The 14,438-nt window shown below is 62.2% G+C and carries 12 protein-coding genes; all 12 read left to right on the forward strand.

The window, feature by feature from the left end:
• The first annotated feature begins 626 nt into the window (after window positions 1–626).
• Window positions 627–2,606 carry a DHH family phosphoesterase gene (locus tag ACMKFF_RS06560; RefSeq protein ID WP_349136073.1) on the forward strand — a complete coding sequence of 660 codons (1,980 nt, stop codon included), beginning with the start codon at window positions 627–629 and terminating at the stop codon, window positions 2,604–2,606.
• A 35-nt stretch (window positions 2,607–2,641) separates the two neighbouring features.
• A complete protein-coding gene (gene rplI, locus ACMKFF_RS06565; RefSeq protein WP_419496444.1) occupies window positions 2,642–3,088 on the forward strand; it encodes a 50S ribosomal protein L9 in 447 nt (148 codons plus the stop codon).
• Between the two features lie 18 nt (window positions 3,089–3,106).
• Window positions 3,107–4,459 carry a replicative DNA helicase gene (gene dnaB, locus ACMKFF_RS06570; protein WP_349136071.1) on the forward strand — a complete coding sequence of 451 codons (1,353 nt, stop codon included), beginning with the start codon at window positions 3,107–3,109 and terminating at the stop codon, window positions 4,457–4,459.
• On the forward strand, window positions 4,449–5,786 hold the full coding sequence (tilS, locus tag ACMKFF_RS06575; RefSeq protein ID WP_419496445.1) for a tRNA lysidine(34) synthetase TilS: 1,338 nt from the start codon (window positions 4,449–4,451) through the stop codon (window positions 5,784–5,786). The genes dnaB and tilS overlap by 11 nt, the downstream gene beginning before the upstream one ends.
• A gap of 1 nt (window position 5,787) precedes the next feature.
• Window positions 5,788–6,327: a hypoxanthine phosphoribosyltransferase gene (hpt, locus tag ACMKFF_RS06580; protein ID WP_417326059.1), complete on the forward strand. Its 540-nt coding sequence runs from the start codon at window positions 5,788–5,790 to the stop codon at window positions 6,325–6,327.
• 14 nt (window positions 6,328–6,341) lie between these two features.
• Window positions 6,342–8,225: an ATP-dependent zinc metalloprotease FtsH gene (gene ftsH / locus ACMKFF_RS06585; RefSeq protein ID WP_419496446.1), complete on the forward strand. Its 1,884-nt coding sequence runs from the start codon at window positions 6,342–6,344 to the stop codon at window positions 8,223–8,225.
• Window positions 8,206–8,517 (forward strand): hypothetical protein, encoded by a 312-nt coding sequence (locus ACMKFF_RS06590; protein ID WP_419496447.1) that lies wholly within the window; start codon window positions 8,206–8,208, stop codon window positions 8,515–8,517. The genes ftsH and ACMKFF_RS06590 overlap by 20 nt, the downstream gene beginning before the upstream one ends.
• A gap of 59 nt (window positions 8,518–8,576) precedes the next feature.
• The gene (locus tag ACMKFF_RS06595) at window positions 8,577–9,263 is read left to right on the forward strand and encodes a LytR/AlgR family response regulator transcription factor (protein ID WP_419496448.1); all 687 of its coding nucleotides are present in this window, start codon (window positions 8,577–8,579) and stop codon (window positions 9,261–9,263) included.
• Between the two features lie 25 nt (window positions 9,264–9,288).
• Window positions 9,289–9,939: a sensor histidine kinase gene (locus tag ACMKFF_RS06600; RefSeq protein WP_349136065.1), complete on the forward strand. Its 651-nt coding sequence runs from the start codon at window positions 9,289–9,291 to the stop codon at window positions 9,937–9,939.
• Between the two features lie 94 nt (window positions 9,940–10,033).
• A complete protein-coding gene (locus ACMKFF_RS06605; RefSeq protein ID WP_419496449.1) occupies window positions 10,034–11,869 on the forward strand; it encodes an ABC transporter ATP-binding protein in 1,836 nt (611 codons plus the stop codon).
• Window positions 11,866–13,698, forward strand: coding sequence for an ABC transporter ATP-binding protein (locus tag ACMKFF_RS06610; RefSeq protein WP_419496450.1), 1,833 nt, complete (start codon window positions 11,866–11,868; stop codon window positions 13,696–13,698). Before ACMKFF_RS06605 ends, ACMKFF_RS06610 begins: the two co-directional genes overlap by 4 nt.
• A 235-nt stretch (window positions 13,699–13,933) precedes the next feature.
• Window positions 13,934–14,377, forward strand: a complete 444-nt coding sequence (locus tag ACMKFF_RS06615) for an Hsp20/alpha crystallin family protein (RefSeq protein WP_418469036.1) — start codon at window positions 13,934–13,936, stop codon at window positions 14,375–14,377.
• Window positions 14,378–14,438: the final 61 nt, after the last annotated feature.

The raw sequence follows: 14,438 nt of genomic DNA on the forward strand, positions 1-14,438 counted from the left end.
CGAAAGTTTCGGAGGGAAGGAAAGTGTGAAAGGAAGCCGTCAGGGTTTCCTTTCGCGTTTGATCACCCGCCGCAGCGGCAGAATTGCAAAATCATGCTGCAAAATTTGATTTTGCAATTCGGAAAGCGGCTTGGCGAAAAAGGCCGGAAGGGACTTTTTTGACAAGCTGATGAAAAAACGAGCCCGCCCGCCTCTGCGGGTACGGAAGACCGGAAAATGGGTAAGCTCGGTCTGCGGCCTGTGCAAAAACGCACAGGTCAGGCAGAAAGCGGCCGGACGGGGCAGCTCAGCGCCATGCAGACGCGACGGAAAACGAAACGAGCAGCCGTACCCGGGAAAAGACGGAGCATCGGCCGGACCTGTGACGAGACTCGTGCTCGACCGGGGATGCCCCGCCGCGAGGCGGGAAAACTGTGAGGCAGACCACACGCCGCCTCACGACTCTGCAGGTAGTATAGCACAAAACCGGCGCGTTGTATACCTTTTTTTCGGATGCGCGCCGGTGGGACGGATTTTTTCGATGAAACGGAGGAAAATCCAGTTGAGAATATGGTGTGAATTTGGTATAATAAACGAATCGCAGGAAACGAACGGCCCGTGCGGGCCGCCGGGAGGGGAGATCGCAGATGAATAAAAAGCTTCGCCGCCTGATGCAGCCAAATCTGGCGCTGTTCTTCGTCGTCATGGCGCTGTTCTGCGCCGCCGCCGTCGCGCTGCAGGAATATATTCTGGCCGTGGCCGAGGGCTGCGCCACACTGCTGCTGCTCGGCTGCTACCAGTGGCTCAGCGTGCGCCGCCGCCGCGCGCTTGCGGACTATGTGCAGGCCACGAGCGAGATGCTCCAGCATACGTCGGACGGCGAGATGCCGTTCCCCGTGGCCCTCGTCAAGCTGAATGACAACGAGCTCGTCTGGTATAACCGCGCGTTCGCAGAACTGACGCATGTGCGCGAGCGCATGAGCGCCCAGTCCCTGAGCGAGGTCATCCCGGGCCTGTCGGCCGATTTTCTGGCCGCTGGAAAGCAGGAAGCCGCGGCGGAGCTCCGCTTTGAGGGGCGGCGCTACCGTGTCAGCGGCACGGTCATGCCGGATGCGGACCCAAAGTCCGGCGTCATGCTCGGCATGCTCTATCTGCTCGATCTGACGGATCTGCTGCTCGTGCGCGATGAATACATCCGCTCCCGCCCCATCGTGTCCATCGTTCTGGTGGACAACTATGACGAGCTGACGAACAATATGCCGGACGTCAGCATTTCCGCGCTGAACGCCCAGCTGAACTCGCGCATCAGCGAGTGGGCCGATTCGTTCGGCGGCATGCTGCGCAAGCTCGAGCGCAACCGCTTCCTGCTGCTGTTCGAGGCCAAGGATCTGGCCCGTATGGCAGACGGCAAGTTCTCCCTGCTCGAGAGCGTCCGCTCCGTCACCAGCCCGACCGGCATCCCGGCCACGGTGTCCATCGGCATCGGCAAGGACGGTGTGGATTTCCGCGAGGACTACGATTTTGCCGCCCTTTCCATTGAAATGGCGCTGTCCCGCGGTGGCGATCAGGCCGTCATCAAGGACCGCTATGACTTCACGTTCTTCGGCGGGCGCACGAAGCAGACGGAGCGCCGCACGAAGGTTAAATCCCGTGTGATGGCCTCGTCCCTTTCCGAGCTTATCACACAGTCGAGCCGCGTGTTCATCATGGGCCATAAAATGGCCGATCTCGATGCGCTCGGCGCGGCAGCGGGCGTTGCGTGCCTGTGCCGCAAGAAGGGCAAGAAGGCCAACATCGTCATGGACCCGGACGCCAACGCCTGCGGCCAGCTGCTGGCACAGCTGCAGCCGCTTGCGGAGTATCACGACCTTTTCCTGACGGGGCAGGAGGCTCTGCTCGCGGCCGATCCGAAGAGCCTGCTCGTCGTCGTCGACACAAACAGGCCCGATCAGGTCGAATGCAAGCCGCTGCTCGAATCCATCCGCCGCATCGTCGTCATCGACCACCATCGCCGCGCTGCGGATTATATCGATCAGGCCGTGCTCAACATGCACGAGCCGTTTGCCTCGTCCGCCTCGGAGCTTGTGACGGAGCTGCTGCAGTACGCCGTGGACGCCACGGACATCCTGCCGCAGGAGGCAGCGGCGCTGCTGGCGGGTATCGTGCTCGACACGAAGAACTTCGGCGTGCGCACGTCGAGCCGCACGTTTGAGGCGGCGGCCTTCCTGCGCCGCATCGGCGCGGACACCGTGGCGGTGAAAAAGCTGTTTCAGAACGACCTTTCCGCCACCGTTGCGCGCTATAGGATCATTCAGAACGCCCGGCTCTATCGCGGCAGCATCGCCATCGCGGCGCTGGACTATACCGTCACGCGCACGCTTGCGGCGCAGGCCGCCGATGAGCTGCTCAATATCTCCGGCATTGATACGTCGTTCGTGCTCTATCCGCAGGACGGCGTGACCTACATTTCCGCCCGCTCGCTCGGCGATGCGAACGTGCAGGTCATCCTCGAGCCGCTGGGCGGCGGCGGCAACGCCGCAACGGCGGGCGCACAGGTGAAGAACCACACCGTGCAGCAGACGCTCGACGAGCTTCTGCAGTCCATCAACAAATTTTACGAGTCCTGAGGCAGGACCCGGACCGGAAAACAGGAGGAATTTCCATGAAAGTGATTTTACAGCAGGATATCCGCGGCAAGGGCAAGCGCGGCCAGATGATCGAGGTCTCCGACGGCTACGCCCGCAACTACATGCTGCCGCGCAAGCTGGCCGTTGAGGCGACGGCCGATAACGTCAACACCATGCGCATGAACGACAAGGCCATGCAGGAAAAGCGCCAGCGCGAGCGCGAGGAGGCCAGCGCCATCGCCGCGCGCATGCGCGACCTGACCGTGACCGTCTTTGCCAAGGGCGGCGGCGCCGGACGTCTGTTCGGCTCTGTCACGACGCAGGAGATCGCCGACGCGCTCAAGCAGAGCTGCGGCATTGAGCTCGACCGCCGCAAGCTCGTGCTCGACGAGCCGATCAAAACGACGGGCGTCTATACCGTCCGCTGCAAGCTCGGCTATGAGATCACGGCCGATCTTCGCGTGGAGATCAAGGAGCAGTAACACCAAGGAGGAAGCACCATGCCCATGGAAGACCTGCTGACAAGGCAGGCGCCGCATTCGCAGGAGGCCGAGCAGTCCGTGCTTGGCTCCATGCTCATTGACAGCCGCTGCATCAGCGACGTCGTCGGCGTCGTCCGCCCGGAGGATTTTTACCTGCAGGCGAACCGCGAGATCTATGAGACGATGTACGAGATGTTCAGCTATTCGGAGGTCATCGACCCGGTCACCGTGCTCGATAAAATGCGCGCCCGGGGCGTTTATAACGAAGAAAGCTCCACAAAATATCTCATGCAGCTCATGGAGATCACGCCGACGGCCGCGAACGTCAAGCGCTATGCGCAGATCGTCCATGACAAGGCGCTGCTGCGCAATCTGTCCGAGGCGGCCTCCGGCATCGTCGAGACGGTCTACGAGGGCGTCGGCTCGGCGCAGGAGATCCTGGAAGCAGCGGAAAAGCGCATCTATGCCCTGCGGCGCGGCAACACGAACGAGTCGCTCGAGCACATCGGCACGGTGCTGCTGAAGGTCTTCGACCGCCTGAAGGAGCTGTCGGAGTCCGGCAGCGACATTTCGGGTCTGTCCACCGGCCTGCGCGATCTCGACAAGTTCATCAATGGCCTCAACCGCTCCGACCTCGTGCTGCTGGCGGCCCGACCCGGCATGGGCAAGACTTCCATGGCACTGAACGTCGCGCTGAACGTCGCGAAAAAGAACCCGCAGAAGACCGTGGCGTTTTTCTCGCTCGAAATGTCGAAGGAGCAGCTCGTCACGCGTCTGATCTCCAACGAGAGCTTTGTGGACAACAAGAAGCTCGTCACGGGCCAGCTGTCGATGGAGGAGTGGAGCAAGATCGGCATCGCGGCCACGGCGCTTTCGCAGACGGACATCCGCGTGGACGACAATCCGTCTCTGTCCGTTGCGGAGATGAACGCCAAGTGCCGCCGCCTCGATAATCTCTGCCTTGTCATCATCGACTATCTCCAGCTCATGGTCAGCGCGGGCGGCCGGACCTACAGCGGCGAAAACCGCCAGCAGGTCGTTTCGGACATCTCGCGCTCGCTGAAGATCATGGCCAAGGAGCTGAACGTGCCCGTGCTGTGCCTGTCGCAGCTGTCCCGTGCGAACGAGAGCCGCCAGGACAAGCGCCCGCTGCTGTCCGATCTGCGTGAATCCGGCGCCATCGAGCAGGATGCGGACGAGGTCATGTTCCTCTACCGCGAGGACTATTATAATAAGGATACACCGGAGCAGAACGTCGCCGAGTGCATCGTGGCCAAGAACCGTCACGGCGAGACCGGCACGGTCAAGCTCCAGTGGCTGCCGCAGTTTACGACCTTCGCCGACCGGGAGTGGCGTCACGATGAGGGCTGAGGTCCTTTCCTGGTGCCGCCGGGAGGCGCTGTTTTCCCCCGGCGCGCAGGTCGTGTGCGCCGTCTCCGGCGGGGCGGATTCCATGGCAATGCTCTGCTGCCTGCGCGAGCTGGCGGCGGAGCTTTCCGTCTATGTGCGGGCAGCGCACTTCAACCACCGCCTGCGCGGGGCGGAGTCCGACGGCGACGAGGCCTTTGTGCGCGCGTTCTGCGCGGCCGAGGGCATCGAGCTCGTCTGCGGCGCGCCGAAAAAGCCTGCCCGCAGCGAGGAGGAGGCGCGGAAGCAGCGCTATGCCTTCCTCGATTCCATCCCGTGCGACGCCGTTGCCATCGCTCACACGGCCGAGGATAATCTCGAGACGCTGCTGCAGCATCTGCTGCGCGGCAGCGGGCTGCGGGGCCTCGGCGGCATCCCGCCGCGCCGCGGGCGCTATGTGCGGCCGCTGCTGGCCGTTTCCCATGCGCAGGCGCGGGAATATCTGCGCGCGCGGGGCACGGGCTGGCGCGAGGATGCGACGAACGCGGAGGACAGCTGCCAGCGCAACCGCCTGCGCCACGGCGTGCTGCCCCTGCTGGCGGCAGAGACGCCGGAGCTGCCGCTGCGCGTCACGGAGCTGACGGCCCTTGTGCGGGCGGACGATGCCCTTTTGGACCGCGAGGCGGAGCGGCTGCTGCTGCCCGCGCCGGAGCCGCTGTTTTCCGACCCGTGCGTGCTGCGCAGGGTGCGGCTCGCGCCGCTGCGCGAGGCCCCGGAGCCGCTGCAGCGCCGGGCGCTACGCTGCCTGCTGCGTGAGGCCCTGCCGCAGGATGCGGCCCTTGTCCACATCCGGGCGCTGCAGGCCCTGCTCGAAAATCCCGCTCCCGCTGCCCGGGCCGATCTGCCCGGCCGTCTGACGGTCCGGCGGAGCTATGACGCGCTGGAGCTTGTCCGCGGCACGCCGCCGGTGTTCCGGCCCGTTCCGCTGGCGCAGACGGTGCACTTTCCTGCGCTCGGCCTGCGGGCCGTCTGCACGCTTGCAGAAAAAAACGAAAAAATTCAAAATACCCCTTTCACTTTTGCGCTGAAATATGATAAGATGGTCGGGAGAATTCCCATTTTTCGCCCGCGGAAAACGGGCGATATGCTCACGCTGCCGGACGGCCGCTGCGTGACGCTGAAAAAGCTCTTTCTGGATCGCCGCCTGCCGCAGCCGGTTCGGGACCGTGTCCCGGTGCTCGAGCTGGACGGACAGGTGATCGCAGTGGCGGGCTTCGGCGCGGATCCGCGCTGGACAGCCCGTGACGGAGAGCAGGCTGTAATCCTACGAATAGAGAAAGAGGAAATGTGACATGCACCAGGACATTGAACGCGTACTCATCAGTGAGCAGGAGCTTGCCGCCCGCATTGCCGAGCTGGGCAAACAGGTCGCGGCGGACTATGCCGATAAGGATCCCATTTTCCTGGGCATCCTGAAGGGTGTCGTGATGTTTTTTTCGGACATGATCCGTGCAACGCCGATCCAGTGCCAGATCGACTTCATGGCCGTGTCGTCCTACGGCGGCGGCACGAGCACGAGCGGCAAGGTCAAGATGCTCAAGGATGTGTCCGTGGATCTGCGCGGCCGCCATGTCGTCATTCTGGAGGACATTCTGGACTCCGGCGTGACGCTCAGCCATGTCTGTGCGCACCTGCGGGAGATGGGCCCGGCTTCCCTGAAGATCTGCACCCTGCTCGACAAGCCCTCGCGCCGCCAGACGGACGTCAAGGCGGACTACGTCGGCTTTACGATCCCGAACGAATTTGTCGTCGGCTATGGCCTCGACTATGACGAGCACTACCGCAACCTGCCGTATGTCGGCATCCTGAAGCCGGAAGTCTACACGAAATAAAAGGAGCTGGGAGCTTGAAAAACCGTTCCAGACTGCTCACCGTTCTGCTGTATATCGTGGTGTTTGCCGTGGCTGTCGTGCTCATCTCGGAGGTGTTCTTCCGGGATGACACGGTCTATGTGAACTACAGCACCGTCTGCGAGCAGTTCCGCAGCGAAAATGTCCGTTCCTTTGAGTATGACAACGGTGTGCTGACACTCGAGCTGCGCAAGCCCTATCAGAACGAGGCGTATTCCGTCAGCCACAAGCTGGCAGACCTCGGCCTGTTCTATGAGGATCTGGGGACCCTGATCGCAGAGCAGCAGGAGAGCGGTGTTCTGCAGTCTTATAACTATGTACCCATGCGCCAGACACCGTGGTATGTGCGTATGCTGCCGGAGATGCTCCTGTCGGTCATCATGATCGCGCTCGTCTACATGGTGCTCGTGCGCAACAGCGGCGGCATGATGAAGTTCGGCCACGCCAATGCCCGCGTGGGCAGCGGCCGCGACAAGGTGATGTTCAGCGACGTCGCCGGAGCGGACGAGGAAAAGGCCGAGCTGCAGGAGATCGTCGATTTCCTGCGCGATCCCGCAAAATACCGCCGCATCGGCGCGCGCATTCCCAAGGGCGTGCTGCTCGTCGGCCCTCCGGGCACGGGCAAGACGCTGCTGGCCCGCGCCGTGGCAGGCGAGGCGAATGTGCAGTTCCTTTCCATTTCCGGCTCGGATTTTGTGGAGCTGTATGTCGGCATCGGCGCGAGCCGCGTTCGCGACCTGTTTGAGCAGGCCAAGCGCAGTGCCCCTGCCATTATTTTCATCGACGAGATCGACGCCGTCGGCCGCCGCCGCGGCGCCGGTATGGGCGGAGGCCACGACGAGCGGGAGCAGACGCTCAACCAGCTCCTTGTGGAGATGGACGGCTTCGGCAGCAATGACGGCGTCATCGTTATGGCGGCGACGAACCGCCGCGATATCCTCGACCCCGCCCTTCTGCGCCCGGGCCGCTTTGACCGCCAGATCTATGTGAACGTGCCCGACGTCGGCGGCCGCGAGGCCATCCTGCGCGTCCATGCGCGCGACAAGCAGCTCTCCGATGACGTCGACCTGCGCACCGTCGCCCGCGCGACGGCGGGCTTCACCGGCGCGGATCTGGAGAACCTGCTCAACGAGGCGGCACTGATTTCGGCACGAAAGAATCTGCCCGTCATTACGATGCAGACCATGGAGGACGCCGTCCTCAAGGTCATTGCCGGGCCGGAAAAACGGAGCCTTGTCAATATCGAGCGCGACCGCCGCATCACGGCCATCCACGAGGCGGGCCACGCCGTTGCGGCATACTTCCTGCCCACGCAGGAGCCTGTCCACCAGATCACCATTGTGCCGCGCGGCAATGCCCTCGGCCTGACGATCAGCCTGCCGGATCAGGACACGCTCCATACCACGCGAAACGAGATGCGCGACCGCATCGTCGTGCTCCTCGGCGGCCGCGTGGCGGAGCAGCTGGAGTTTGACGACATTTCGACCGGCGCTTCGAACGATCTGCAGCGGGCCACGAAGCTGGCGCACGATATGATCGCAAAATACGGTATGAACGAGCGCATCGGCGCCGTGGCCTATGACGACGACAGCGAGATTTTCGTCGGCCGCGACTATGAGCGCACGCGTTCCTATTCCGAGCAGACGGCTGCCGAGATCGACGCCGAGGTCCGCAAGACCGTGGATCAGGCTTATGCGCACTGCACGCAGATCCTGACGGAGCACCACGAGAAGCTGCAGGAGATCGCGCAGTGGCTGCTGGAGCACGAGACGATGAGCCGCAGCCAGTTCGAGGCCTGCATGCAGGCCCTGCCGATCCCCGAGAAGCAGGAGAGCCTGCTGGCCGGAGAGGAGAAGACCGATGGAGCCGAAGAAGATTAAAAACCCGACCGGCATGCTCATCATGCACGGAACGGTCATTGCCGTTGTGCTGTATATGGCCTGGCAGCTCGTGCGAAGCTACCGCGCGGGCGGGGCGGAGGCCCCGAGCCTGACGACCCTGATCGTCGGCCTCGTGCTGCTGGTCGGCGGCTGTGTCGTCGTCGGCTGGCTTGCCGTGCGGCTTTTCCTGCAGGCAAAGCGCGAGGAAAAGGCGCTGGAGCAGGAGGCCACGCAGCTGCATGCCGCAGCTGCGCAGGAGAATTTGAAGGCTCCGGAGAATTCGGAAGAATAACGGAAGTGCTCTGCTGCGCGTAACGGCAGAGCGCTTTCTTGTAGGACGGGGGGATAGCCATGGGCTGGAAGATCGCGATCTGTGACGACGACGCCGGACAGGCCGCACAGCTGCAGGCGGACGTGACGGACTGGGCGCACGGCGCCTGCGCCGTGACCTGCTTCCCGAGCGCGGAGGCGTTCCGTTTCGCCGGAGATACCGACTGGGATATCCTGCTGCTGGATGTTGAAATGCCCGGCATGAGCGGCATCGACCTTGCCAAACGCCTGCGCGGCGCGGGCTGCCGGGCGGAGATCATCTTTATCACGTCGCATTTTGAGTGCATGGCCGAGGGCTATGAGGTCGATGCCCTGCACTATCTCGTCAAGCCTGTGCCGGCGGAAAAGCTTCGCGCCGTGCTGGACCGCGCCGCCGCGCGGCTGGCCGTCGAGCCGCCGTCCGTCGTGATCGCGTGCGAGGAGGGAAACGTGAAGCTCTATGAGAGCGAGCTTCTGTATGCGGAGTCCTTCCTGCATGATCTCGTTCTCCACACGACCGGGCCGGACTACCGCATCCGCGAGAGCATCTCGGCCTTCGCCGGGCGGCTGAGCGCGGACTTCTTCCGCACCCACCGGTCGTACCTCGTCAATCTGAAGGCCGTGGTGCGCATCGGGCGCACGTCCGTCCTGCTGCGCGGCGGGGCGGAGGTCCCGCTGGCGCGGGGAAAGTATGACGCCATCAACCGGGCGTTCATTGACAGAAACTGAGGACCGCAGAAACAGAGGAAATGCCATGTTGAAGAGAACCTATCTCAGGCTGGTCGAAATGCAGGAGGAGCAGGCGCGGCAGCATCTGGAGGAGGTCCGGAGCATCCATAACGAGATGCGCGGCTATAAGCACGACTTCCACCACCATCTGCAGGCGCTCAAGGGCCAGCTGGAGGCCGGACAGGTCGACCGGGCCATCGCCTACCTCGAGCAGCTGGACCGGAGCCTGCAGACGGTCGACACCCTGCTCAAGACCGGCAATGTGACCGTTGATGCCATTCTTTCGGCCAAGCTCGCGCAGGCCCGCGCCGCCGGGATCGCCGTGACGGCGGAGGCCAATCTGCCGCCGGAGCTGTCGCTCACCGATCTGGAGCTGAGCATTGTCATCGGGAATCTGCTGGACAATGCCATCGAGGGCTGCCGGAGCGCGGCTGGCGAAAAATTCCTCCGCCTTTCTCTGCGGATGAAGGGCGATATGCTCTATTTCTATCTTCTCAACAGCGCCGGGAAGAAGCAGAAGAAGGTTGGCTCCCTCTTCCGGACGGGGAAGACCGGTGCACACGGCTTCGGCCTGCACCGGGCAGAGGCCATTGTGAAGCAGCATGGCGGCTGGGTGAAATACAACAGCGAGGACGGCGCGTTCACGTCGGAATTCCTCGTCCCCGCCGCGTGCTGAATGCGATTCGTGCACCGCTGGAAGCAGTTGGTGCACGATCTCTCTTTTTTGGGGCCTTGTGTGCTACAGTGGAAGCAGAAGGGGGCGATATGCCTTGAAGGAATCAACCAAAAAGCCCTATCGGGGTCTTATGAGCAACGCCGTGTGGAGCTATCGGCAGATGCTCCGCGGAACGCCTGCGTCATTCTTTGTCATGGCGGCCGGCGTCCCGCTGGGCGTGCTTCTGGCTTGGGCGGAGCTTCGCCTGCCCGCGCTCGTCGTGTCGGAGGTGACGGGAGGACAGACGTTCCTCCATGCCGCACTGGCCGTCGGCGCCCTGCTCGCGCTCACGTTTCTGGCAGTCGGCCTGCGGGACTTCTGCAAGACCATTCTGGAGGCCCAGGAGAGCCGCTATCGCTTTTATCTGACCAGCTGCCTGGAGGAGAAGAGCATGGCAATGTTCTATCAGACCTATGAGAAAAAGCAGACGCGAGACCAGCGCAAGCGGGCCGAGGAAGCAAGCTATATGATGAACGGCAAGGTGCCGCTGTGTCAGGTCCCGAACCTGATGACGGAGCTGATCTGCAATGCCCTGTGCTATGCCCTGTTCGGCACGATCCTCTCGCGCATCAGTCCACTGCTGTTGGTGCTGCTGACGCTTGCGGCACTGGTCAACCTGTTGTGCGTCCGGGCCTATAACCGCTATGAATACGCCTCCCGCGGGGAGCGGACGGACATTGGCCGGAGGCTGCGGTATGTGTCTAAAAATGCTGCCGATTTTGCGGCGGCCAAGGATATCCGCATCTACGGCATGGCGACATGGCTGCGCGAGACGTTTTCAGACCTGTTCCTGCAGGATACCGCGTGGTCCGCACGGCTGAACCGCCGTCTGCTTCTGGGGCGGCTTGTCGACCTGCTGGTGATCCTGCTGCGCGACGGCGGGGCCTATGCCCTGCTGCTCGTCATGGCGGTGCGGGGCGAGCTGCGGCCGGATGAATTCGTGCTGTATTTTTCCGCCATCTCCGGCTTTGCCACGTTTATCGGCAACATGATCTCCGCCTGGAACGAAATGCAGACCGCCAGCCTGAAGGTCAGCGATTACCGGCAGTTTATGGAGCTGCCGGACACGGACGGAACGGGAACGGCGCATGCGGCGGACCACCGGGAGCACGCACCGGAGATCACGTTCGACCATGTATCATTCCGCTATGACGGGGCGGCACATGACACGCTGCACGATATCAGTCTTACGCTCCGTGCCGGGGAGCATGTGGCGCTTGTTGGCCTGAACGGCGCGGGCAAAACGACGCTCGTCAAGCTCCTGTGCGGGCTGTATGCGCCGACATCCGGCACGATCCGGATCGACGGCGTCCCCGCGGCGGAGTTCCGCCGGGACGACTATGCGGCGCTGTTCGCTCCGGTGTTTCAGGAGGTCCGCACGGCCTGCTTTTCGCTGGCCGAGACGGCCGCCTGCGCCTTCGGCCCTGAGGTGGACCGGGAGCGGGCGGAGCGGTGCCTGCGCGCGGCCGGGCTGGGAGAAAAGCTGAATGCCCTGCCGCACGGCATGGATACGCATCTGGATAAACAGGTGAATCCGGACGGCATTGAGCTGTCCGGCGGCGAGGCGCAGAAGCTCATGATGGCCCGCGCCCTGTATAAGGACGCACCGGTGCTCGTGCTCGACGAGCCGACGGCGGCGCTTGACCCCATTGCGGAGAATGAGGTCTATGAGCAGTACCGGCGCATGGCGGCAGGGAAGACATCCCTGTTCATCTCGCACCGGCTGGCCTCGACCCGCTTCTGCGACCGGATCGTGCTGCTGCGCGACGGCGGCATCGCCGAGGAGGGCACGCACGAAACGCTCCTTGCGGCGGGCGGAGAATATGCAAGGCTGTATGAAATTCAGAGCTGCTGGTATCAGCCCGGCTATCAGGGAGGGAAGCAGGCATGAAAGAACGTTGGGATCTGAACCGCCGCGCGGTCCGGCTGCTGTGTCATCTGGACCGGAAATACTTCCTCTGTACCCTGTTTTCCAGCCTGACGACTGCGATCGCGCCCTATATCCCGATCTATTTTTCGGCTAAGATCATCGATGCCCTGACGGCCGGTGCGGGCGGAAAGACGCTTGCCCTGTATGCTGCGCTCACCGTCGGCCTGACGGCCCTTATCGGGCTGGCAGGCGCCCTGCTGAAAATGCATGCGGACGTCGGCGAGGCCGAGCTGGACCGGCTGGTTGACTGGAAGCATGCGGAAAAGGCCATGGATCTGCCCTATGCCCTGATCGAGGACCGCAAGACGGCCCTGCTCCGGGAACGGATCGAGATGGAGACGCAGACAGGCTATAATGTGTATTACTATGCCGTGACGGCGGGCGGCCTTGTCCGCTATGCGGTGCAGATCGCGGCCGCCGTCCTGCTGACATTCTCCCTGTTCCGGCCCGGCCTGCTCTCCGCCGGGGCAAAACTGGCGCTGCTGGCGGGCATCGTGCTGACGGCTGTGGTCAGTGTTCTGACCGGCCGCCGGTACGGCAGACTGCGCAGCGAGTTCTTTGCCGGATGTGTGGACGACAACATCCGCGGCGAAAAGCTGTATGATTACACCAGCAACGATTCCTCCGGTAAGGATATTCGCCTGTACGGTATGCGGGCCGCACTGCTGCAGAAGGAGCGGGACTTTAACGAAAACTTCTGCAGGCGGGAGAGAAGCATGAATTTCGGTGTTGCGTGGATGGGGCTCCTCTCCAATTTTGTGACGTATGCGCTCCAGTTCGGCGTCTATCTGCTCCTGATCGCGGCGGCGCTGCGGGGCGGCCTGTCCGTCGGCTCCATCGCGCGGTATGTCTCTTCCATCATGCTGCTGCTGGCGGGCGTCTCCGGGCTGGCGCGCACGATTCGGATTTCCGTCACGAACGAGGAATACATGAAGCGCTATCTCGACTACTTCGATATCCCAAACCCCATGTATCAGGGCTCGCTCAGTGTGGAAAAGCGCGATGACGATCGCTATGAGGTGGAATTCCGCGATGTGTCCTTTCGCTATCCCAACATGGAGGCCTATGCGCTGCGCCATGTGAGCATGAAGTTCCGCATCGGCGAAAAGCTGGCCGTCGTCGGCCGCAACGGCAGCGGTAAGACGACGTTCATCAAGCTGCTGTGCAGGCTCTATGACCCGACGGAGGGCGAGATCCTGCTCAACGGCGTTGATATCCGAAAATATGACTATGCGGAGTATCAGGCGCTGTTCTCCGTTGTGTTTCAGGACTTCCGCCTGTTCGCTTTCTCCCTCGGGCAGAATGTGACGGCCGGAGCGGATGTTGACCGCGCGCGGGCGGAGGTCTGCCTGCGGGAGGCCGGGCTCGGCGAACGCCTTTTGCGCATGCCGGACGGCCTCGACACGATGCTTTACCGCGATTTTGACCCGCATGGCGTGGTGATCTCCGGCGGCGAGGCGCAGAAGATCGCCATCGCCCGTGCACTTTACAAGAATGCGCCCTTCCTCGTGCTCGACGAGCCGACGGCGGCGCTTGACCCCGTTTCCGAATATGAGGTCTACCGGAAGTTCAATGCGATCTCCGGCGGCAAGACGGCGCTCTATATCAGCCATCGGCTGGCCTCGTGCCGCTTCTGCGATGAAATTCTGGTGTTCTCGGCAGGCAGTATCGTCCAGCACGGCGCGCATGAGGCGCTTCTGCAGGAAAAAAACGGAGAATATGCCCGCCTCTGGCACGCGCAGGCGCAGTATTATGACGATTCTTTACAGAAAAAGAATTCTGTAAAATAGCTGAAAAACGGATGAATATGAACGGACTGTGAACAAACATCGTGCATTGTGTGAATATTAGCACTCTCCTATTGACAGTGCTAAAAACGGTGGTATAATGCAGTTGAACCTTGAGAGAGGGGACAGAAACCCACCCCCAAGGGAACAAAACCACAACCACATTGGGAACATAATACAGGCCCGGCTGCACGGGAGCCTCTCCCGGAGGCGGCTGGAGCGAATGGAGGTATGACTTATGCTGCCCAGCATCTATAGTGAAAATTTGTTTGATGATTTCTTCTCGGATCCGTTTGATATGGTAATGCCGCGTAGCCTCAATGCCCTGTACGGCAAGCATGGCAAGAACCTCATGAAGACCGACGTCCGTGAGACCGAGGACACCTATGAGCTTGACATCGACCTGCCGGGCTTCAAGAAGGAAGAAGTGAATCTGGAGCTGAAGGACGGTTATCTCACCATTCAGGCCGCAAAGGGTCTGGACAAGGAAGAGCCGGAGAAGAAGGGTAAGTACATCCGTCAGGAGCGTTACGCCGGTGCGTGCAGCCGCAGCTTCTATGTCGGTGAGCATGTGGAGCCGGAGGACATCCGCGCGAAGTTCGAAAACGGCATCCTGCAGATCTCTCTGCCGAAGGCCGCAAAGAAGCAGCTCCCGAAGAGCAATGTCATTGCCATCGAGTAACGGCATATTCAATATCCCGCAGAGGAATTTCCCCCTGCGGGATATTTTTTTGCGAAGGCAC

The sequence above is a fragment of the Faecousia sp. genome (assembly GCF_048519415.1).
Classification (GTDB): Bacteria; Bacillota; Clostridia; order Oscillospirales; family Oscillospiraceae; genus JAZOXB01.

What these genes read in the sequence shown, in the direction of transcription:
- ACMKFF_RS06615 (WP_418469036.1), top strand. Translation starts at nt 13,934, where the DNA reads ATGCTGCCCAGCATCTATAGTGAAAATTTGTTTGATGATTTCTTCTCG.
- hpt (WP_417326059.1), top strand. Translation starts at nt 5,788, where the DNA reads ATGCACCAGGACATTGAACGCGTACTCATCAGTGAGCAGGAGCTTGCC.
- ACMKFF_RS06600 (WP_349136065.1), top strand. Translation starts at nt 9,289, where the DNA reads ATGTTGAAGAGAACCTATCTCAGGCTGGTCGAAATGCAGGAGGAGCAG.
- ACMKFF_RS06595 (WP_419496448.1), top strand. Translation starts at nt 8,577, where the DNA reads ATGGGCTGGAAGATCGCGATCTGTGACGACGACGCCGGACAGGCCGCA.
- ACMKFF_RS06560 (WP_349136073.1), top strand. Translation starts at nt 627, where the DNA reads ATGAATAAAAAGCTTCGCCGCCTGATGCAGCCAAATCTGGCGCTGTTC.
- rplI (WP_419496444.1), top strand. Translation starts at nt 2,642, where the DNA reads ATGAAAGTGATTTTACAGCAGGATATCCGCGGCAAGGGCAAGCGCGGC.
- tilS (WP_419496445.1), top strand. Translation starts at nt 4,449, where the DNA reads ATGAGGGCTGAGGTCCTTTCCTGGTGCCGCCGGGAGGCGCTGTTTTCC.
- ACMKFF_RS06610 (WP_419496450.1), top strand. Translation starts at nt 11,866, where the DNA reads ATGAAAGAACGTTGGGATCTGAACCGCCGCGCGGTCCGGCTGCTGTGT.
- ACMKFF_RS06590 (WP_419496447.1), top strand. Translation starts at nt 8,206, where the DNA reads ATGGAGCCGAAGAAGATTAAAAACCCGACCGGCATGCTCATCATGCAC.
- dnaB (WP_349136071.1), top strand. Translation starts at nt 3,107, where the DNA reads ATGCCCATGGAAGACCTGCTGACAAGGCAGGCGCCGCATTCGCAGGAG.